This is a genomic window from Pseudomonas mercuritolerans (assembly GCF_025706525.1).
Classification (GTDB): Bacteria; Pseudomonadota; Gammaproteobacteria; order Pseudomonadales; family Pseudomonadaceae; genus Aquipseudomonas; species Aquipseudomonas mercuritolerans.
This window is the reverse complement of the sequence record NZ_JAMSHA010000006.1, coordinates 239,486-259,683: the sequence shown is the minus strand read 5'-3', so window position 1 is coordinate 259,683 and position 20,198 is coordinate 239,486. Positions and strand designations below refer to the sequence as shown.

The following is a 20,198-nucleotide window of genomic DNA, read 5'->3' as shown; positions in this document are numbered from 1 at the left end:
TTAATGAACCTCGACCACGGAGCCCTGCAACTTCTGCAAGGCATCGTTGACCGCGTCCGGCATCAGCTGGCGCAGGCAGTTGTAATGGCCGAACCGGCAAGTTCGATCGAAGCACGGGCTGCATTCGATGCCCAGGCGCACGATCTCGACCTGCTCGGCCAGCGGCGGGGTGAAGCCCGGCGAGGTCGAGCCGTACACCGCGACCAGCGGACGATTCAATGCCGCTGCGACGTGCATCAGGCCGGAATCGTTGGATACAACGGAATCGGCGCATGAGAGCAGGTCAATGGCCTCGGCCAGCGAGGTACCGCCGCTGAGGTTGACCGATTCTTCACGCAGGCCCGGGATCAAACGTGCGCGGATATCTTCGCCGACCGCGTGATCGTTTTTCGAGCCGAACAGCCACACCTGCCAGCCTTCGCGGATGCGCGCTTCGGCGACCTTGGCGTAGTGCTCGGACGGCCAGCGCTTGGATTCGCCGAACTCGGCGCCGGGGCACAAAGCCAGGACCGGGCGATCGAGAGTCAGGCCGAATTTGGCCAGTGCCGCTTCGCGGGTCACCGGGTCGATTTGCAGACTCGGGCGCGGGTACGGCTTCGGCAGCTCGGCGTTCGCTTCATAGGCCAGCGCCATGAAACGCTCGATCATCAGCGGGTAGCGTTCTTTGTCGAGGGTACGCACGTCATTGAGCAGGCCATAGCGAAACTCGCCGCGCCAACCGGTGCGTTTCGGGATGCCGGCGAAAAACGGCACCAGTGCCGATTTCAGCGAATTGGGCAGCAGGATCGCCTGATCGTACTGACCGCGCAGGGACTTGCCGATGCGCCGACGCGTCGACAGTTCCAGCGCGCCGTGGCCGAGCGGGAAGCTCAAGGCCTTGCGCACTTCGGGCATGCGTTCGAGGATCGGCCGGCTCCATTCAGGCGCCAGCACGTCGATTGCGCATTGCGGGTGGCGCTGTTTGAGACACTGAAACAGTGTCTGCGCCATCACCATGTCACCGACCCAACTGGGCCCAACGATCAGAATATTCATGTGGTTTCCAAAAACGAACCGGGGAGGCATTTACGCCTCCCCGCCTCGATAATTCTACAAACACTGTAGATCTACTGTGGGAGCGGGCTTGCCCGCGATGGGGTCTTCACATTCAACAGTATTGTCGTCTGATACTCCGCTATCGCTGGCAAGCCAGCTCCCACAGGGTTTTGCATCTGTTTCAACATCTGCATTTCAGCGCAGATCACTGTGGGAGCGAGCTTGCTCGCGAAGGGGCCATCACATCCGACATCGGTGTCGTCTGACACTCCGCCTTCGCGAGCAGGCTCGCTCCCACCGTTTGAATCTCATTGCGTTCATTGGCGCGTTTCAGCTTAGCCCCAACTCACGCCAAATCCGCAAAACCTGCCGACGTTCGTCGGCAAACTGGTCGCCCGGTATCACCCCGGCGTCCTTCTGCAAGGCCTGCCGGTGGGCGGCGGAGCGGTAGGCCTTGTAGGCCTCGCGCAACAGACTGGCATCTTCGGCGGGCATCAGCCGTTCGTGTTCCAGCTCTTCCAGAATGCGGATGTTATCGGTCCAGCGCAGCAGCGGCGGATGGCTGTGCGACCACGCCAGGGCCGCGTATTGCACCATAAATTCAATATCGACGATACCTCCGGCGTCCTGCTTGAGGTCGAACGGCACGCCCCCGTCGAACGCATTCGCCGCCGTGCCGGCTGCGGTGCTGCGGGTGCCGAGGTTGTCGCGCATTTTCGCGCGCATCTCGCTGACTTCCTGTTGCAGCTTGGCCAGATCCCTAGGTTTGCCCAATACCTGGGCGCGGACTTTCTCGAAGGCCTGGCCAACATCCTGACTGCCCACCAGCACCCGCGCGCGCACCAAGGCCTGATGCTCCCACGTCCAGGCTTCGTTTTCCTGATAGCGGGCGAACGCGCCGAGTGAGCTCACCAACAGCCCGGAAGCACCGGACGGCCGCAGACGCATATCCACTTCATACAGCTGACCGGAGTTGGTCTGCGCTGTGAGCAGGTGAATGATCCGCTGCCCCAGACGCGTAAAGAACTGCGCGCCATCAATGGATTTCGGCCCGTCGGTTTCCGCCTGCGGATCGCCGTCATGGATGAACACCAGATCCAGGTCCGAACCATGCCCCAATTCAATACCGCCAACCTTGCCATAACCGACAATGATGAAGCCGGGATCGCACAGCGTGCCGTCGGTGCGCAGCGGCGTGCCGTATTTGGCCACGGTCTGCCGCCAGGCCAGGGCCAGCACTTGTTCGAGAATCGCCTCGGCCAGCCAGGTCAGGTAATCGCTGACTTTCATCAACGGCAGGCTGCCGGCGATTTCCGACGCGGCGACGCGCAAGCGGTGCGCCAGTTTGAAATGGCGCAGGGCTTCCATCTGTTGCTCGAGGTCGTCCTCGGGAATTCGTGTCAGCCGCTCGCGCAACTCGGCCGCCAGTTCCGGCGCCAGCGGCGGCTTGAACAGCCGGCCTTCGTTGAGCAATTCGTCGAGCAGCAGCGGGAAGCGCGTGATCTGCTCGGCAATCCACGGGCTCGCCGCACACAAGGTCAGCAGGCGGCGCAGCGCGCCGGGGTTTTCTGTGAGCAACACCAGATACGCCGAACGCCGCGCCACTGCTTCCACCAGCGGCAGCACGCGCTCGAGCACCAGATCGGGATTGTCATGCTCCACCGCTTGCGCGAGCAGTCGCGGAATGAACGCATCCAGACGCTCGCGTCCCAGCCGCTGCATCGCGCGCAGTTGCGGACTGCCGCGCAAACCGGCCAGCGCTTTCAGGGCTTTGCCGGCATCGACGAAACCGCCTTCCTGCAACTGTCGGCAAGCGGCCTCTTCGTCCTGTTCTTCCTCCCACAGCGGCAGCCACTCACCACCGACTACCACTTCGCTTTCGCTGCCCTCTTCTTCGTCGGGATCAGCGATCACCTGGGCGAAATGCCAGGCCACGCGCCCGCGCCAGTACATCAGTTGTTCATGGAACGCCGACCAATCGGCGAAGCCCAGCATGAAGGCGATCCGCGCCTGATCCTGAGCGCTGTCCGGCAGCATCTGCGTCTGACGGTCGGCAATCGCTTGAATGGCATGTTCGGTGTAACGCAGAAACTCGTAACCCTCGCGTAGTTCACTGACCACCGCCGGCGGCAGATAGCCCTGCCCTTCCAGCGTGCTCAGCACCTTTAATAAAGGACGCTGTTGCAGGCTCAGGTCGCGGCCACCGTGGATCAGTTGAAAGGCCTGCGCGATGAACTCGACCTCGCGGATGCCGCCGGAGCCGAGCTTGATGTTGTCGGCCATGCCCTTGCGCCGGACTTCCTGCTGGATCAACTGCTTCATGGTGCGCAGCGCTTCGATCGCCGAGAAGTCCAGATAGCGCCGATAAACGAACGGCCGCAGCATATCGAGCAACTGCGCGCCGGCAACCTGATCGCCAGCCACCACCCGCGCCTTGATCATCGCGTAGCGTTCCCAGTCGCGGCCCTGATCCTGGTAATACTGCTCCAGCGCATTGAAGCTGAGCACCAGCGCACCGGACGATCCGTATGGACGCAGGCGCATGTCGACGCGGAAGACGAAGCCGTCGACGGTCATCGGATCGAGCGCCTTGATCAGACGCTGGCCGAGGCGGATGAAGAATTCCTGATTATCCAGCGAGCGTTTCACGCCGACGGTTTCGCCGCCTTCGGGGTAGGCGAAGATCAGGTCGATGTCGGAAGACAGATTCAGCTCGACCGCGCCGAGCTTGCCCATGCCGAGAATGACCATCTGCTGCGGCTCACCGCTGCGCCGCCCGGTCGGTGTGCCAAATTGCTCGCAATGGCGGCTGTACAGCCATTGATAAGCCTGATCGATGGTGGCGTCGGCCATGTCCGAGAGGTCGCGGCAGGTCTGCACCAGATCGGCCTGACGAGTCAGGTCGCGCCAGATGATCCGCACCTGATGGCGTGCGCGCTGGCGACGCAAGGCGCGGCCGAGTTCGTCTTCGCTCTGCGCGCTGTTCACAGCGGCGGCAATCTGTGCGCACAGCTCGCCGGGCGCAAACGCTCGATCAAGTTCGCCGGACGCCACCAGTGACAGCAACATCAAAGGGTCACGAATGCTCTGTTCAATAACAAACTCGCTCGCGGCGGTAACGCGGGCGAACTGCGCCCAGCGTTCAGGCGACCAATTCGACAAGCCATGATCGTCCTCAAGGGCGGCGACGGACGTACGGAACGACTGCTCGGATCGGCTGACCAACGGCAGGAGAATGGCGGGCAGATCGGCAAGCACGGGCAGGGTCATGGTCTATCCTTGATCGGCGTAATAAGGGCCGCTTGTAGTGAATGATGAAAACCCGCTACGTGAAGGACTGTCGAACAAAAGTTAGAAATAGCTGAAATTTCTTCTTCTTTGGCATCCAGCATCAAACTTTCACCTTATTCGGATGGAAATCGACCCGCCTTAACGATTATTCTCACAACGCAGTCGGAGGCCACAAGCCTTTCATCTGTAGTTTTACTACTCGTCTATACATTCGCAAGGCTGAAATGCCGGAAGATTTGTAGTAAAACTACACGCCGCCGGAACAACCTGTCGGCAATCCAAGAATTTTAAATCGTCTGCCCACAAGGCCAGTCGCAAACTCAGGCAACCGATTCTGGAAGCCTTTCCGCCCTGGAGCAAGCCATGCAAGACCTCGATCCCGTCGAAACCCAGGAATGGCTGGACGCCCTGGAATCGGTTCTCGACAAAGAAGGCGAAGACCGTGCTCACTATCTGATGACCCGTATGGGCGAACTCGCGACCCGCAGCGGCTCGCAGCTCCCTTACGCGATCACCACGCCTTACCGCAACACGATCCCCGTTACCCACGAAGCACGCATGCCTGGCGACCTGTTCATGGAACGCCGCATTCGCTCGCTGGTACGCTGGAACGCGATGGCCATGGTAATGCGCACGAACCTGCGAGATTCGGACCTGGGTGGTCACATCTCCAGCTTCGCTTCCAGTGCGACCCTGTATGACATCGGCTTCAACTATTTCTTCCAGGCCCCGACCGACGAACACGGCGGCGACCTGATCTACTTCCAGGGCCACACCTCGCCAGGCGTTTACGCCCGTGCATTCATGGAAGGCCGCATCACCGAAGACCAGATGAACAACTTCCGTCAGGAAGTCGATGGTCAAGGCCTGTCGTCCTATCCGCACCCTTGGCTGATGCCTGACTTCTGGCAGTTCCCGACCGTATCGATGGGTCTGGGTCCGATCCAGGCGATCTACCAGGCGCGCTTCATGAAGTACCTGGAACACCGCGGTTTCATCCAGCCGGGCAAACAGAAAGTCTGGTGCTTCCTGGGCGACGGCGAGTGCGACGAGCCGGAATCCCTGGGCGCCATTTCCCTGGCCGGCCGCGAGAAGCTGGACAACCTGATCTTCGTCATCAACTGCAACCTGCAGCGCCTCGACGGCCCGGTTCGCGGCAACGGCAAGATCATCCAGGAACTCGAAGGCGTGTTCCGCGGCGCTCAGTGGAACGTGACCAAAGTCATCTGGGGCCGTTTCTGGGACCCGCTGCTGGCCAAGGATGTCGACGGCATCCTGCAACGTCGCATGGACGAAGTCATCGACGGCGAGTACCAGAACTACAAAGCCAAAGACGGCGCGTTCGTTCGCGAGCACTTCTTCAACACGCCTGAACTCAAGGCGATGGTTGCCGATCTGTCCGACGACGAGATCTGGAAACTCAACCGTGGCGGCCACGACCCGTACAAGGTCTACGCGGCGTACCACGAAGCGGTCAACCACAAGGAACAACCGACCGTCATCCTCGCCAAGACCATCAAGGGTTATGGCACCGGTGCCGGCGAAGCGAAGAACACCGCGCACAACACCAAGAAGGTCGACGTCGACAGCCTGAAGCTGTTCCGCGACCGCTTCGACATCCCGGTCAAGGACGAAGAACTGGAGCATCTGCCGTTCTTCAAGCCAGAGCCAAACAGCGCCGAAGCCCGCTACCTCGCCGAGCGCCGTGCCGCACTGGGCGGTTTCGTGCCGCAGCGCCGTGCGCAGAGCTTCAGCGTACCGACCCCGGATCTGGACACCCTCAAAGCCATCCTCGATGGCTCGGGCGACCGTGAAATTTCCACCACCATGGCTTTCGTGCGGATCCTCGCGCAACTGGTCAAGGACAAGGAAATCGGCCCGCGCATCGTTCCGATCATCCCGGACGAAGCCCGTACCTTCGGTATGGAAGGCATGTTCCGTCAGCTGGGTATCTACTCCTCCGTCGGCCAACTCTACGAGCCAGTCGATAAAGACCAGGTGATGTTCTACAAGGAAGACCAGAAAGGTCAGATCCTTGAGGAAGGCATCAACGAAGCAGGCGCCATGAGCTCGTTCATCGCTGCCGGTACTTCGTACTCCAGCCACAACCAGCCGATGCTGCCGTTCTACATCTTCTACTCGATGTTCGGCTTCCAGCGCATCGGCGATCTGGCCTGGGCTGCCGGCGACAGCCGTACCCGTGGCTTCCTGATCGGCGGCACCGCTGGCCGTACCACCCTGAACGGTGAAGGTCTGCAGCACGAAGACGGTCACAGCCACTTGCTGGCCGCGACCATCCCGAACTGCCGCACCTACGATCCGACCTACGGCTACGAGCTGGCGGTGATCATTCAGGACGGCATGAAGAAGATGACCGAAGAGCAACAGGACATCTTCTACTACATCACCGTGATGAACGAGTCGTACCAGCAGCCAGCCATGCCGGCCGGTGCCGAAGAAGGCATCAAGAAAGGCATGTACCTGCTTGAGGAAGACACTCGCGATGCGGCGCACCACGTTCAGCTGATGGGCTCCGGCACCATCCTGCGCGAAGTGCGTGAAGCGGCGAAGATCCTGCGTGAAGAGTTCAACATCGGCGCTGACGTGTGGAGCGTTACCAGCTTCAACGAACTGCGTCGCGACGGCCTCGCTGTAGAGCGCAGCAACCGTCTCAAGCCTGGCCAGAAGCCTAAGCTGAGCTACGTCGAAGAGTGCCTGAACGGCCGTAAAGGTCCGGTCATTGCTTCTACCGACTACATGAAGCTGTTCGCCGAGCAGATCCGTCAGTGGGTACCGTCCAAGGAATTCAAAGTCCTGGGCACCGACGGTTTCGGCCGCAGCGACAGCCGCAAGAAACTGCGTCATTTCTTCGAAGTCGACCGTCATTTCGTGGTGTTGGCAGCCCTGGAAGCACTGGCTGACCGTGGTGATATCGAACCTAAGGTTGTGGCCGAAGCCATCGCCAAGTTCGGCATCGACCCGGAAAAACGCAACCCACTGGACTGCTGAGGAGACATTTTGTGAGCGAACTCATTCGCGTACCTGACATCGGCAGCGGTGAAGGTGAAGTAATTGAACTGTTTGTGAAGGTCGGCGACCGCATCGAAGCCGACCAGAGCATCCTGACCCTGGAATCGGACAAGGCCAGCATGGAAGTGCCGGCCCCGAAAGCCGGCGTCATCAAGAGCCTGAAAGTAAAGCTGGGCGACCGTCTGAAAGAAGGCGACGAACTGCTTGAGCTGGAAGTCGAGGGCGCCGCTGAAGCGGCCCCTGCACCTGCCGCCGCACCTGCTGCGAAAGCCGAGGAGAAACCGGCTGCCGCCCCTGCTGCTGCCGCTCCTGCCGCTGCTCCTGCTGCTGCCTCGGTACAGCAAGTGCACGTGCCGGACATCGGTTCGTCGGGCAAGGCGCAGATCATCGAGATTCAGGTCAAGGTCGGCGACAGCGTCGAAGCTGATCAATCGCTGATCACCCTGGAGTCCGACAAGGCGAGCATGGAAATCCCGTCGCCTGCCGCTGGCGTGGTCAAGGCCATCAGCGTCAAGCTCAACGACGAAGTCGGCACTGGCGACCTGATTCTGGATCTGGAAGTGGCGGGTGCTGCGGCCCCTGCTGCTGCCGCTCCGGCTCAGGCTGCTGCGCCTGCTGCTGCCGCTGCGCCAGCCCCGGCGGCGGCTCCGGTGGCACCGGCCGCTGACACTGTTCAGGACATCCATGTCCCGGACATCGGTTCGGCTGGCAAAGCCAAGATCATCGAAGTGCTGGTCAAGGCGGGCGACACGGTCGAAGCCGACCAGTCGCTGATCACTCTGGAATCCGACAAGGCGAGCATGGAAATTCCATCGCCTGCCGCTGGCGTGGTCGAAAGCGTTTCGATCAAGCTGGATGACGAAGTCGGCACCGGCGACCTGATCCTCAAGCTGAAAGTCAAAGGCGCGGCACCTGCTGCTGCCCCGGCTGCGGCTGCTGCACCGAGCGCTCCGGCACCTGCCGCTGCTGCTCCGGCTGCCGCTGCACCTGCTGCCGCTCCAGCCGCAGCGCCGGCTGCCACACCAGCGAAACCGGGCGCCAAAGTTCACGCCGGCCCTGCCGTGCGTCAACTGGCTCGTGAGTTCGGCGTCGAGCTGAGCGCCGTTGGCGCCAGCGGTCCGCACGGTCGCATCCTCAAGGAAGACGTGCAGGTTTACGTCAAGGCGATGATGCAGAAGGCCAAGGAAGCACCGGCCGCTGCTGGCGGCGCTACCGGTGGCGCGGGCATCCCGCCGATCCCGGTGGTCGATTTCAGCCGTTTCGGCGAAATCGAAGAAGTGCCGATGACCCGCCTGATGCAGGTCGGCGCTGCCAACCTGCACCGCAGCTGGCTGAACGTGCCACACGTGACGCAATTCGACTCGGCGGACATCACCGAGCTGGAAACCTTCCGTGTTGCGCAGAAAGCCGTGGCCGAGAAGGCTGGCGTCAAGCTGACCATCCTGCCGCTGCTGCTCAAGACCTGCGCGCACCTGCTCAAGGAGCTGCCGGACTTCAACAGTTCGCTGGCACCAAGCGGCAAGGCGATCATCCGCAAGAAATACGTGAACATCGGCTTCGCCGTCGACACTCCGGATGGCCTGCTGGTGCCGGTGATCAAGAACGTCGATCAGAAGAGCCTGCTGCAACTGGCAGCCGAAGCGGCTTCGCTGGCTGAAAAAGCCCGCACCAAGAAGCTGTCCTCGGACGAGATGCAGGGCGCCTGCTTCACCATTTCCAGCCTCGGCCACATTGGCGGCACCGGCTTCACGCCGATCGTCAACGCGCCGGAAGTGGCGATCCTCGGTGTGTCCAAGGCAACCATCCAGCCAGTCTGGGACGGCAAAGCCTTCCAGCCGAAGCTGATGCTGCCACTGTCGCTGTCCTATGATCACCGTGTGATCAACGGCGCTGCAGCTGCACGCTTCACTCAGCGTCTGGGCAGTCTGTTGGGCGACATCCGCACCATCCTGCTGTAACTCAAACGGCCCTCCGGCAACGGGGGGCCGCTTGCTGCACCCTTTCGAGCGCCACACGCTCGTACCTCAACCCCGCCAGTCTGGCGGGGCTTTTTTTTGCCTGAATGAAATCGGCGGGCGTCTTTTTCCCACAACTATCGCTGACATCGGCCACAAACCCTGTCCACTTAGCGCCAATATTTTCCGCCGCTCGGCAACTAACCTCTGCTCTGGAAAGTTGCTTCAACGCGCTCCGATTATTTAACTCTTACTTCTCTGACTTTCGAACGGAATCGACCATGTTCAAACCGACCATAGGCCCCATTGTGGGCCACACCACAACTAACGAAGTGCGAATTTTCATTCGCGGTGAACAGCAGGACAGAAAACGTGTATTTGCCGGAGTCCGCGCCCGTAAAAGCGGTGCGGAGAAATGGTCGAACAGCGTATTTGCACTTTTGAATCCAGCCAATGATATGTCGGGTGTGCTCGTATTACAGGATCTGGATGCCGATTGTGAATATGAATACCAGGCTGGCTGGTTAAGCCCGATGAATCCAGTGCACACCGTCGACACCGTGGTGGAGTTTCCACTGCAATGGCCACGGCAGCTCTATCGCTTTCGCACCCGCACTGCGCAAGCGAGGCAGCCTCGAGGCTTTATTGTCGGTTCTTGCCGTTATCTGCGGATCACCGCTGGCATCGCCTCCTTGCCGCAGCTGGGCGACCGCATCTTTGGCTCGATCAATCAGCTCGTCGAGCAAAGTCATTTACCGGTCAGTGCGGTGATCATGACCGGCGATCAAGTTTATGTAGATGACTTGAATATCATTGCACCGGATCGCGCAGCCAAGGACATTCTGAAAAAGTACCGAACGGCATTCTCGCAACCGAATATTCAAAGACTGATGTCCAATACATCGACTTACATGATGCTCGACGATCATGAAATCGAAGATAACTGGCCCGCCAATGCCAAAGCAGCAGACAAGGACTTGTATCGCAATGCCATGGCCGCTTATGAACTTTATCAAGCCAGCCACAGCCCGGTTTACGCATGTAATGGCAAGGGCCAGCTAGACCGGAATACCTTGAAGCATTACTGGTATCAGTTCGGCGACAGCGATATCGCCTGGTTCGTCACCGACAGTCGCACCCGGCGCAACCTGTCGAAGGATGACCGGCGCATTCTCGACGCTGAGCAGGAACAGGCGTTGCTTGACTGGCTGATCCACAGCCCGGCACGGGTGAAGTTCGTGGTGACCAGCGTGATGTTCTATCCCGATCGCAAGTTCAACGGTGACGATGCCTGGAAAGCCTTTCCCGAACAGCGCCTGCGCCTGCTGGAAACCATTCGCACCCATCGGATCAAGAACGTGGTGTTCGTTTCCGGCGACGTTCATGGTTCTCTGACCAGTCGCCTGTCTCACAGCGAGGACGCCGGATTCGAAGTGCACACCATCGTGTCCTCGCCGCTGCACAACAGCAAATTGCTGCCGTATGCCAGAGCCTCGACATTCATCCTCAATCAACCGCTGGTGCGCACGGCGGCCGGGGATTATCGGCACGAGCTGACCAGTGCCGTAGTGAGTCAGGACAATTTTGCTCATGTGGTCGTTGAGGCTGATCAGATATTGGTCAATTACCATGACCGCGATGGCAAGCAGCTGCAGTCGATCAGTATGAAATTGCGTTGAAACACCCAAAGATCGCAGCCTTCGGCAGCTCCTATATGGCTACGTGGCGCCTGCAAGAGTTGTTCAAGGCTGCGATCTTCTGCTCATTTCAGTTGTGCACTGGAGAAATGTTCACTGCAGCCGACATATTCTTATAGCACTTGGCCTTCATCTCTCTTGTCAGTCGGTGCCGCAATGATGCAACCTTGCCGCAGCCAACAGACAAGAGGGCGAGAGCCCGGCGCATTCAGCATATTTCCAAGCGAGTTCCATTCATGAAGAGCCAACCCGATGCCGCCAGCCGTACGGCGGCCGAGGTAGTGACGCAGTTGCCTGTGCCCTCGCGGCTCGGCATGCTGCGTTTCGAGCGCTTGAATGAAGCCAGTTGGGCGATGTTGTTCCTCGACCCAAACTGTGAACGCCAGTTCGGCCAGCCCGCCGTCGAGCTCTGCGCGCTGGTCGGCTCGCCCTACGCCAGCCTGATGGAGCCGGAAGCGCGCTATCAACTGCATGACGCAATCCAGCAGCAACTAAGCAAAAGCGCGCATTACGTGGTGCGCTACACCCTGCACACCGCCGCCGGCGCGTTGAATATCCTCGAATTGGGTGAAGCCTACAAACAGCACAACCGGCATTTGCTGCGCGGCTACCTGCTGGCCGTCGACGAGGTGTTCGACCAAGCCCAGGCGCTGCCTTCGGTGGATCTGGAAACCCAGAACTCGCGCCTGCAAATCGCCCTTGAGCTGAACCAGCGTGCCCAACAGGAACAACTGCAGCATCTGGAGCGCGTGCGCGCCCAGCAGGATCTGATTCTGTTGCTCGCCCGCCAGCGCTACAGCACGCACAACTCGCTGCAGGAAGCCGCCGAACTGATCACCCGCTGCGCCTGCGATATCTACGAAATCGACTGCGCCAGCCTGTGGAACCTCGACGGTCAGCGCTTGCTGCCGATCTCCGCCTACCATCGTGCGACCCAGGAATACATCCTGCCGGAGCCGATCGATATCAGCGGCTTCCCCGACTACATGGAAGCGTTGCACAGCAGCCGCGCCATCGACGCAAACAACGCCATGCATGACCCGCGCACCCGCGAGATGGCCGAGGCGATGCGTCCGCGTGACGTCAATGCCATGCTCGATGCCAGCATCCGCGTCGACGGCCAGGTGGTCGGCGTGTTGTGTCTGGAACAGACCGGCGTCACTCGCGCCTGGCAGTCCGACGAAATCGCCTTTGCCGGTGAACTGGCCGACCAGTTTGCGCAGGTGATCAACAATCACAACCGGCGCACCGCCACCAGCGCCCTGCACCTGTTTCAACGCGCGGTCGAGCAGAGCGCCAACGCCTTTTTGCTGGTCAACTGCGACGGCGTGGTCGAGTACGTCAATCCGAGCTTCACTGCGATCACCCAGTACACCACCGAGGAAGTCCACGGTCAGCGCCTGTCGGAATTGCCGGCGCTGGAAAACCTCAGCGAATTGCTGTTCGACGCGCCCTCGGCGTTGGCCCAGAGCAACAGTTGGCAGGGTGAATTCAAGAGCCGCCGCAAGAATCTCGAACCGTACTGGGGCCAGTTGTCGATTTCCAAGGTCTATGGTGACAACCGAGAGCTGACGCATTACATCGGCATCTACGAAGACATCACCCAGACCAAACTCGCGCAGCAACGTATCGAGCGCCTGGCCTACACCGACAACCTGACCAACCTCGGCAATCGTCCGGCATTCATTCGCAATCTCGACGAGCGTTTCGCCCGCGACAGCGATACACCGATCAGCCTGTTGCTGGTCGACATCGACAACTTCAAGCGGATCAACGACAGCCTCGGCCACCAGACCGGCGACAAACTGTTGATCAGCCTCGCCCGGCGCCTGCGCAACAGCCTCAGCCCGAGTGGCAGTCTGGCGCGTTTTGCCAGTAACGAATTCGCCGTGTTGCTCGACGACACCGATCTTGAGGCCGGGCAGCAGATTGCCAGTCAGTTGCTGATGACCCTCGACAAGCCGATGTTCGTCGACAACCAGTTGATCAGCGTGACCGGCTCCGTGGGCCTGGCCTGCGCGCCGCTGCACGGGCGCGATCCGCAAACCCTGATGCGCAACGCCGGTCTGGCACTGCACAAGGCCAAGGCCAACGGTAAACACCAGTTGCAGGTATTCACTGAAGCGCTGAACGCCGAAGCCAGTTACAAACTGTTCGTCGAGAACAACCTGCGCCGCGCCCTGACCCAGAACGAGCTGGACGTGTTCTACCAGCCGAAACTGTGCCTGCGCAGCGGTCGCCTGCTGGGGATGGAAGCGCTGTTGCGCTGGAACCACCCGGAGCGCGGCATGATTCGCCCGGACCAGTTCATCAGCGTCGCCGAGGAAACCGGCCTGATCATTCCGATCGGCAAGTGGATCGCCCGTCAGGCGTGTCGCATGAGCAAATCCCTGACCGCTGCCGGCCTGGGCAATCTGCAGGTGGCAATCAATCTGTCACCGAAACAGTTCTCCGATCCGGATCTGGTCGCCTCGATCGCCAACATCCTCAAGGAAGAAGCGCTGCCGGCCAGTCTGCTCGAACTGGAGCTGACCGAAGGCCTGCTGCTGGAAGCCACCGAAGACACGCACTTGCAACTCGACCAGCTCAAGCGCCTCGGGTTGACGCTAGCCATGGATGACTTCGGCACCGGGTATTCATCGCTGAGTTATTTGAAGAAATTCCCGATCGACATCATCAAGATCGATCGCAGCTTCATCCACGAAATTCCCGACAACCAGGACGACATGGAAATCACCTCTGCGGTGATCGCCATGGCCCACAACCTGAAACTCAAGGTTGTCGCCGAAGGCATCGAAACCGCCGAGCAACTGGCGTTCCTGCGCCGGCATCGTTGCGACGTCGGGCAGGGTTATCTGTTCGACCGACCAATTCCCGGTGATGAACTGATCAAAGCGCTCAAGCGCTATCCCCGTGGGCCGCTTTGCCTCTAACGCCTGCCTCTATGAAGATCCCTTGTGGGAGCGAGCCTGCTCGCGAAGGCGATAAAACCGTCGACATCTTCGTCGCCTGACACACCGCTTTCGCGAGCAGGCTCGCTCCCACAGTTTTGATAGTGCGAATTCCGGCATCATTCGGCACACTGGCGGTCTGACTTTTTACCTCCAACCTGACTGAGAGGAACGCTCATGGTTCTGCGCTCGGAAATTCTGGTGAACAAAAACGTGCTTCCAACCAAAGAACAAGCCCTGCCCGGCCGCGAAACCCCGATGACCCTGCCGGAAAAACACTTCGTCTTCGAAGACACTCCGCTGCTCGGTCCATTCTTTCAGGACGTCGATTTTGCGATCTTCGGTCTGGGTTGCTTCTGGGGCGCGGAACGACGTTTCTGGCAGCGCGAAGGCGTGGTCAGCACAGTCGTCGGTTACGCCGGCGGCTTCACGCCGAACCCGACGTACGAAGAAGTCTGCTCGGGCCTGACCGGCCACGCCGAAGTGGTGCTGGTGGTGTATGACAAAGCCAAAGTCAGCTACGAAGAACTGCTGGCGATGTTCTGGGAACTGCACAACCCGACTCAGGGCATGCGCCAGGGCAACGACATCGGCACCCAGTACCGCTCGGTGATCTATGCGACCACCCCGGAGCAGCTGGATGCGGCACTGAAAAGCAAAGACGTGTATCAGGCGGAACTGGCCAAGGCCGGTCTGGGTGAAATCAGCACCGAGATCGACCAGGCCCCAACCGTGTACTTTGCCGAGGCGTATCACCAGCAGTATCTGGCGAAGAACCCTGAAGGTTACTGCGGGATTGGCGGCACCGGCGTGTGCATGCCGAACTAAAAGCTGCTAGCGGCAAGCTTCAAGCTGCAAGCGCTGTTTTCGCTTCAGCTTGTAGCTTGTAGCTTGTAGCTTGTAGCTTCATTCCGCTATTAACCAATCCATCTGCCAGCCACCCTGGGTCTGCCCCAGCTTCTTAGACAACCACGGCAGCAACTCACGCAACTCTTCCTCAAGCCCCCACGGCGGATTGGCGATCGCCAGCCCGGAACCGTTCAGGCTGTTCGGCGTGTCCAGCGGATGCACCAGCAGCTCCACACGCAGCAACTTCGGTGCACCGGTGCCTGCCAGGTCCTGATAGAAACGCCGCAGTGCACGCTGATCCTTCACCGGATACCAGATCGCTGCCACAGTCTGGCGCATGCGGCCGATGGCTTCTTTCATCGACGCCGCGCAACGCTGCATCTCGTCCAGTTGCTCGAACGGCGGATCGATCAGCATCACCGCGCGCTTTTCCTGCACCGGCAACATCGCCCGCGCCACGTGCCAGCCCTCGCCCAGATGGACTTTCACTCGACGATCGCCGGCCATGTTGTCCTTGAGCAACACACCGTCTTCCGGGTGCTTCTCGTTGAGCATCACCCGATCCTGCGGCCGCGTCAGGCGCCGCGCCAGCTCCGGCGAACCCGGGTAATAGCGCAACTGGCCATCCGGGTTCATCTCGTGCAGCACCTTCATATAGTCGGCAGTCAGCGCCGGCAGGTCCGGCTGATCCCACAACCGCGCAATGCCTTCCAGGTACTCGCCGGTGCGATTGGCCTGATCGCCCTGCAAGTCATACAGACCGATGCCGGCGTGCGTGTCGAGATAGGCAAACGGCTGCTCCTTGCGCGACATCAGGGCGATGAGGCGGGTCAAGGTCAGGTGTTTGAACACATCGGCGTGATTGCCGGCATGGAAGGCGTGACGATAATTCATGGCTGCTCCTGCGAAGGGCGCAAAGTTTACCTTTTACCGGGCGGCAAGTCAGGGGTTGGCGGCTGAGCGGACAAAAGCCTGCCCCTCACCCTAACCCTCTCCCGGAGGGAGAGGGGACTGACGGTGGCGAACTTGCGAGTTACATCGACCTGGAAGATCAGCGTGATCTCAGGCTTGGCCAAGCGAAGTTCACCACTGAAGTCGCAGGTCGGCGTACAACACCCAGACAACTCGGTCAGTCTTCAGAAAGAACACCTCCATCCAGGCTTGGCCAAGCGAAGTTCACCACTGAAGTCGCAGGTCGGCGTACATCACCCGGTCAACTCGGTCAGTCCCCAGAAAGAACACCACCATCCAGGCTTGGCCAAGCGAAGTTCACCACTGAAGTCGCAGGTCGGCGTACATCACCCAGACAACTCGGTCAGTCCCCTCTCCCTCTGGGAGAGGGCTAGGGTGAGGGGCTTTGCTTTTATGGCGTTAAACTGGCTAACCATGAACGACAGGAAGTCAAAAACTCATGGGATATCTGATCATCTGTTTACTCAGCCTTCTTGGCCCATACCTCGCCCTTGCCGACGAAACCCACATTGAAACACTAAAGAACTACGGGCTGAGCCACTGCATTCTGAAGCCATTCAACGAACGCTCAGCGCTGGAAAAAGACATTGCACTGTCCGCCAATGCCTATTCGTTCACGGGCAAAGGCATGCATACCATCCTGCAAAATGAAGACATGCTGCAGGTGCTGCGCGATCCCTATAAAGAAACCCGAAACCACGTATTGGCGGCTTACGAGCAGACACCTTCAAACAGCAAATACTCGAATGAAAAAGTAGTGTTTCTTGCGTGCCTGAAGATCTACAACTCCGAGGCGTTCAACCGCTTTATCCAAACTCAAGATGCGTATATCTCTGACTGACACTCTGATTTCAATCAACATCAAAAGATCGCAGCCTTCGGCAGCTCCTACACGGGATAGGCGTTTAATCTGCCGAAGGCTGCGATCTTTTGATCTTTTCAGGCGGGCAAGCTGCGCAGGCGCTTGCCGATGACATCGAGCACATCACAGCCATCACGCAATGGAATGGCGCATAGCAATGCAAAGTCGCTGAGGATGAAGGAGTCGCATTCGATCGAGCCGCGCATGCACATGTTTTCCAGAACCTGGACCACGGCGCGGATGCGATGGTTGGCGGCGTCCATGAGGATATCGAGGGGCACGTGGGTGTCGATGAACAGGCTGGGCATGTCGCTGCAATTGCCGGTCAGGGCCATGAAGCGGTTGTCGGGGTGGGGGGTGATTTTTTCGTAGGGTGGATCGGGTTTATGCATAGTCATTTCAGTTGTTCCTCAATAGGTATAGAGGGGCTGCCAAATGACCTTCCTACGGGTATAGGTGGCAGCCGTACGCGAGAGTAGGAAACTGAGAAACCCACCAAACTCAGTCACGCCGAAGCGTTCCCGCGCACAGCTGCCGCAAACGATGCTACGGACACATATTAAGTGCCGCAATCAAATGGCAGCCTGGTGCGCGGTGAATTTCACAGGGGTCCTACGCCCTGCCACCGCTCTCGCAGTGACAACGAAAAGACTATCCCTGCAACCCACCACGCACCAGTTCATGAAAGCCGCCGCGATTCGAAGGAAACGTCCGAAGCGTTTGCCCCGAAATTTCACTCTGCCTCTGCCAGCAAAAACTCCAGAAGCGCCGATCGTGACGAATCTTCCGACATCGATAATTTGAAAAACTGCCCGACCTTGCAGCGCAGGACCGCTCCGGGAAACGCCTCGAATATGGCTGGCTGTTCTTCGCTCAGCCATTGCAGAGCGTTCGCGACGCGTACGCTCTCATCAGTCTGCGCCAACACTGATTTCGGCACGTTCCACCACGGAAAGATTCGCCCCGAAACCAGCGCACGGCCCCCGATTTCAAAGGCTTGGCCATTGATCAACCCTCGCGAAATTACCGGTAGCAACTCTGCGGGATTCACCTCGTCAGACTGCAAAAGAGGCAACAGATACCGACCATCCCAAAAGCGGAAAAACACCGCTTTACCGTCCGGCATCAGCACTTGAGTCAGGCTACGGAAATGTTCGACCAGCACGTCAAGATCCGCCGAAGACACCGCCAGCCACCCCCAGTCCCGCGAGTCGGTTTCCATCACCCAGCGTAAAAACTCACTGTCTGCAGCGACAATTCCCACATAGGGCATCACCGCGTCCCACTCGGCATAAATGGTCTCGGCCCAGACCGGAATCGCCGTGCCCTGCCAGGCTTTGAAAGCATCGGCATCGCTGGCGCGGCTGAAAATTGCGAACAATTGCTCCGACGCGTGCAGCGGCTGCCGCGCCAGCCAATCTTCGGGGGTCAGTACTTCAGGCTGCACAAACACCGTCCTTGCACCGCTCACACTCTTCGCAGAAAGGCGCATCACCTTTGAGACTCATGATCTGTGCGGCGGTGAGAACCGCCGCCGACGCAGCGATCAGTTTCTCCGGCAATCCCGGCACCACCGGTGCCGCACTCGTTGCCGCCATTGGCGAGCCACCCACAACAATCGGCACGCTGCTGAAAATTCCGCCGGGGCCGATGTTGATCCACTGCCCGCCAGCCTGAATCGTCGCACTCACCCCGCCGTCGATAACCACCTGCTGACCAGCGCTGATGTGGATCTGCGCCGAGGCGCTGGTGGCCTGGCTGTTCACCCGAACCTGCTGATCGCCAAGCACGGACAAATGGTCATCCTGCCTGACCTCGGTCTGACGCTGGCCGTGGGTGATGCGCTGCTCGTCGGACTTGAGTTCATGTCGGGCAGTGCCGGTGACCACCACGCTGCGCTGGTTGTCGACCTGCAGCTGCTGGTCATTGAGCACGTGCTGGGTCCAGTTGCGCTGGGCACGCAGGTAGATTTCCTCGGCACCTTTTTTGTCCTCGATGCGCAGTTCGTTATAACCACCACCGCCGGGGCTGCTCTGGCTGCGGAAAATGCTGCGGGTCTTGTCCGCTGGCAAGTCCAGCGGGATCGGTGTCGCGGCGTTGGGCAGGCAACCCATGACCAGCGGCTTGTCAGCATCGCCATCAATGAAGCCGACCAAAACTTCCATGCCGACGCGCGGAATCAACACGCTGCCGTAGTGATCGTGAGCCCAACCGGTCGCGACGCGCAGCCAGCAACTGGAGTGCTCGTTGAGTTCGCCATCACGATCCCAAGCCAGTTGCACCTTGACCCGGCCATATTCATCGCAATGGATTTCCAAGTCTTTCGGGCCGGTGACCACGGCAGGTTGGTAGCCCGACATGCGCGGTTTTTCCGGGCACAGTGCCGGACGAAAGACCACGTCCCACGGCGTGGCGACGAAAGTATTGCGGTAACCCTGAAAGGATTCGCCATCACTGGTCACCGATTCCTCAAGCACTTGTGGCTGGCGGCCGCGATGTTCAACGGCGGTGAGCAACCACAGATCATTCCAGTCGCTGCGCGGATGCTCGGTGAGGTGCAGGAAATGCCCGCAGACCAGCGAGGATTCGTCGCTGCTGCCCTCGGCCTGACGGTAATCGGCGACGTGCCTTTCAAGCGCGCGGCGCGTCAGGTGTTTGCCGGTTTCGCGATCATTGAATTGGCCAGGGAAGTGATAGTCCTCCAGCACCGGACGCTGCTCGCCGTCGCTGCGACTTTCCAGAGACAGCCGTGGTTTTTCGAAGTTGTAGTCGCGCCGGGTGACGACGCTGGTGCGGGTTTCCACGCGCACATTGAAACGTTGAATCGCCGGCGCCCCCGCCGACATGCCGCTGCCCGGCAGATACAGCGTCGGCTCGGGCAGCTTGGGGAACACGGTCTGGTCGTCGCCGAATACCAGCAAATGGCCTTCGGGGCTGTGTTGAAAGTGGTAATGAATGCCGACTTCGGCACACAGGCGCTGGATAAAGGCCAGATCGCTTTCGGCGTATTGCACGCAGTACTCGCGCTCCGGGTATTCGCTGCCCAGGCGAAATTCAAAGGCATCGCGCAGGATCGAATGATCCTTGAGGATCTGCGTGATGATCTGCGGCACGCTCTGATGCTGAAAAATCCGCTGATTGATGCGATGCCCCAGATACGTCAGACGCGGGACAAGGCTGAGGTGATAGCGTATCAGACGTTTCCCGGAATCGCCCTGCCCGACCTGATAAATCTGACCATGAATACCGCAACCCTGAGCATCGAAACTCAGAAACGCCTGACCATGCAGCAGGCTTTCCAGATCCAGGTCCGGCCGCTCGCTGACCAGTTCCAGCTCGAAGCGAAAGGGTTGGCTGATGGCTTCCCTGCCCGTGAACTCAAGGACCTTGAGGTCATGCCGGGCGCCTTCGAGTGTCAACGTGAAACGCGGTTGATTGGCAGGCGCGAACATCCGATGTCTCTCTGCAGTGTGAGGGCGGGCGATTCTGCATGAGGGGCAAGGGGTGCCGAGCAGGTGACGGGAAATTCAGATTTGCCCTACGTGGTTTGCTGAAA

At 59.7% G+C, this 20,198-nt stretch carries 13 protein-coding genes; 6 read left to right on the top strand and 7 right to left on the bottom strand.

The features are described from left to right. The 3 genes from waaF to ND528_RS18545 all read right to left on the bottom strand — a co-directional run bounded on the left by waaF (nucleotide 1) and on the right by ND528_RS18545 (nucleotide 4,427). A complete protein-coding gene (gene waaF / locus ND528_RS18555; protein ID WP_263470881.1) occupies nucleotides 1-1,035 on the bottom strand; it encodes a lipopolysaccharide heptosyltransferase II in 1,035 nt (344 codons plus the stop codon). A gap of 330 nt (nucleotides 1,036-1,365) precedes the next feature. Beyond that, nucleotides 1,366-4,305: a bifunctional [glutamate--ammonia ligase]-adenylyl-L-tyrosine phosphorylase/[glutamate--ammonia-ligase] adenylyltransferase gene (gene glnE, locus ND528_RS18550; RefSeq protein ID WP_263470880.1), complete on the bottom strand. Its 2,940-nt coding sequence runs from the start codon at nucleotides 4,303-4,305 to the stop codon at nucleotides 1,366-1,368. Beyond that, nucleotides 4,302-4,427 (bottom strand): hypothetical protein, encoded by a 126-nt coding sequence (locus ND528_RS18545; RefSeq protein ID WP_256584330.1) that lies wholly within the window; start codon nucleotides 4,425-4,427, stop codon nucleotides 4,302-4,304. Before ND528_RS18545 ends, glnE begins: the two co-directional genes overlap by 4 nt. A 262-nt stretch (nucleotides 4,428-4,689) precedes the next feature. Between ND528_RS18545 and aceE the strand changes: the two genes are divergently transcribed. The 5 genes from aceE to msrA all read left to right on the top strand — a co-directional run bounded on the left by aceE (nucleotide 4,690) and on the right by msrA (nucleotide 14,787). Continuing rightward, nucleotides 4,690-7,335 (top strand): pyruvate dehydrogenase (acetyl-transferring), homodimeric type, encoded by a 2,646-nt coding sequence (gene aceE, locus ND528_RS18540; protein ID WP_130912162.1) that lies wholly within the window; start codon nucleotides 4,690-4,692, stop codon nucleotides 7,333-7,335. Between the two features lie 11 nt (nucleotides 7,336-7,346). Further along, complete coding sequence (gene aceF, locus ND528_RS18535; RefSeq protein ID WP_263470879.1) at nucleotides 7,347-9,314, top strand: dihydrolipoyllysine-residue acetyltransferase; 1,968 nt, start codon at nucleotides 7,347-7,349, stop codon at nucleotides 9,312-9,314. A gap of 278 nt (nucleotides 9,315-9,592) precedes the next feature. Further along, nucleotides 9,593-10,990, top strand: coding sequence for an alkaline phosphatase D family protein (locus tag ND528_RS18530; protein WP_130912160.1), 1,398 nt, complete (start codon nucleotides 9,593-9,595; stop codon nucleotides 10,988-10,990). A gap of 254 nt (nucleotides 10,991-11,244) precedes the next feature. Continuing rightward, a complete protein-coding gene (locus ND528_RS18525) occupies nucleotides 11,245-13,941 on the top strand; it encodes a putative bifunctional diguanylate cyclase/phosphodiesterase (RefSeq protein WP_130912159.1) in 2,697 nt (898 codons plus the stop codon). Nucleotides 13,942-14,136: 195 nt separating this feature from the next. Continuing rightward, nucleotides 14,137-14,787, top strand: coding sequence for a peptide-methionine (S)-S-oxide reductase MsrA (msrA, locus tag ND528_RS18520; RefSeq protein WP_137215163.1), 651 nt, complete (start codon nucleotides 14,137-14,139; stop codon nucleotides 14,785-14,787). A 78-nt stretch (nucleotides 14,788-14,865) separates the two neighbouring features. On the opposite strand, the gene ND528_RS18515 is transcribed toward msrA, so the two are convergent. Further along, the gene (locus ND528_RS18515; protein ID WP_122508537.1) at nucleotides 14,866-15,702 is read right to left on the bottom strand and encodes a 23S rRNA (adenine(2030)-N(6))-methyltransferase RlmJ; all 837 of its coding nucleotides are present in this window, start codon (nucleotides 15,700-15,702) and stop codon (nucleotides 14,866-14,868) included. Nucleotides 15,703-16,219: 517 nt separating this feature from the next. On the opposite strand from ND528_RS18515, the gene ND528_RS18510 reads away from it, so the two are divergent. Beyond that, the gene (locus tag ND528_RS18510) at nucleotides 16,220-16,621 is read left to right on the top strand and encodes a hypothetical protein (protein WP_263470878.1); all 402 of its coding nucleotides are present in this window, start codon (nucleotides 16,220-16,222) and stop codon (nucleotides 16,619-16,621) included. A 98-nt stretch (nucleotides 16,622-16,719) separates the two neighbouring features. On the opposite strand, the gene ND528_RS18505 is transcribed toward ND528_RS18510, so the two are convergent. From ND528_RS18505 to tssI, 3 genes are all read right to left on the bottom strand, one after another. After that, nucleotides 16,720-17,040, bottom strand: coding sequence for a hypothetical protein (locus ND528_RS18505; RefSeq protein ID WP_263470877.1), 321 nt, complete (start codon nucleotides 17,038-17,040; stop codon nucleotides 16,720-16,722). Between the two features lie 335 nt (nucleotides 17,041-17,375). Next, nucleotides 17,376-18,089, bottom strand: coding sequence for a DUF4123 domain-containing protein (locus tag ND528_RS18500; RefSeq protein WP_263470981.1), 714 nt, complete (start codon nucleotides 18,087-18,089; stop codon nucleotides 17,376-17,378). Continuing rightward, complete coding sequence (gene tssI / locus ND528_RS18495) at nucleotides 18,079-20,094, bottom strand: type VI secretion system Vgr family protein (protein WP_263470876.1); 2,016 nt, start codon at nucleotides 20,092-20,094, stop codon at nucleotides 18,079-18,081. The genes ND528_RS18500 and tssI overlap by 11 nt, the downstream gene beginning before the upstream one ends. Nucleotides 20,095-20,198 lie beyond the last annotated feature (104 nt).

Bases quoted from the DNA above. Each gene is read 5' to 3' on its own strand.
- waaF (WP_263470881.1), bottom strand. From the start codon at position 1,035: ATGAATATTCTGATCGTTGGGCCCAGTTGGGTCGGTGACATGGTGATG.
- glnE (WP_263470880.1), bottom strand. From the start codon at position 4,305: ATGACCCTGCCCGTGCTTGCCGATCTGCCCGCCATTCTCCTGCCGTTG.
- ND528_RS18545 (WP_256584330.1), bottom strand. From the start codon at position 4,427: ATGCTGGATGCCAAAGAAGAAGAAATTTCAGCTATTTCTAACTTTTGT.
- aceE (WP_130912162.1), top strand. From the start codon at position 4,690: ATGCAAGACCTCGATCCCGTCGAAACCCAGGAATGGCTGGACGCCCTG.
- ND528_RS18530 (WP_130912160.1), top strand. From the start codon at position 9,593: ATGTTCAAACCGACCATAGGCCCCATTGTGGGCCACACCACAACTAAC.
- ND528_RS18525 (WP_130912159.1), top strand. From the start codon at position 11,245: ATGAAGAGCCAACCCGATGCCGCCAGCCGTACGGCGGCCGAGGTAGTG.
- msrA (WP_137215163.1), top strand. From the start codon at position 14,137: ATGGTTCTGCGCTCGGAAATTCTGGTGAACAAAAACGTGCTTCCAACC.
- ND528_RS18515 (WP_122508537.1), bottom strand. From the start codon at position 15,702: ATGAATTATCGTCACGCCTTCCATGCCGGCAATCACGCCGATGTGTTC.
- ND528_RS18510 (WP_263470878.1), top strand. From the start codon at position 16,220: ATGGGATATCTGATCATCTGTTTACTCAGCCTTCTTGGCCCATACCTC.
- ND528_RS18505 (WP_263470877.1), bottom strand. From the start codon at position 17,040: ATGACTATGCATAAACCCGATCCACCCTACGAAAAAATCACCCCCCAC.
- tssI (WP_263470876.1), bottom strand. From the start codon at position 20,094: ATGTTCGCGCCTGCCAATCAACCGCGTTTCACGTTGACACTCGAAGGC.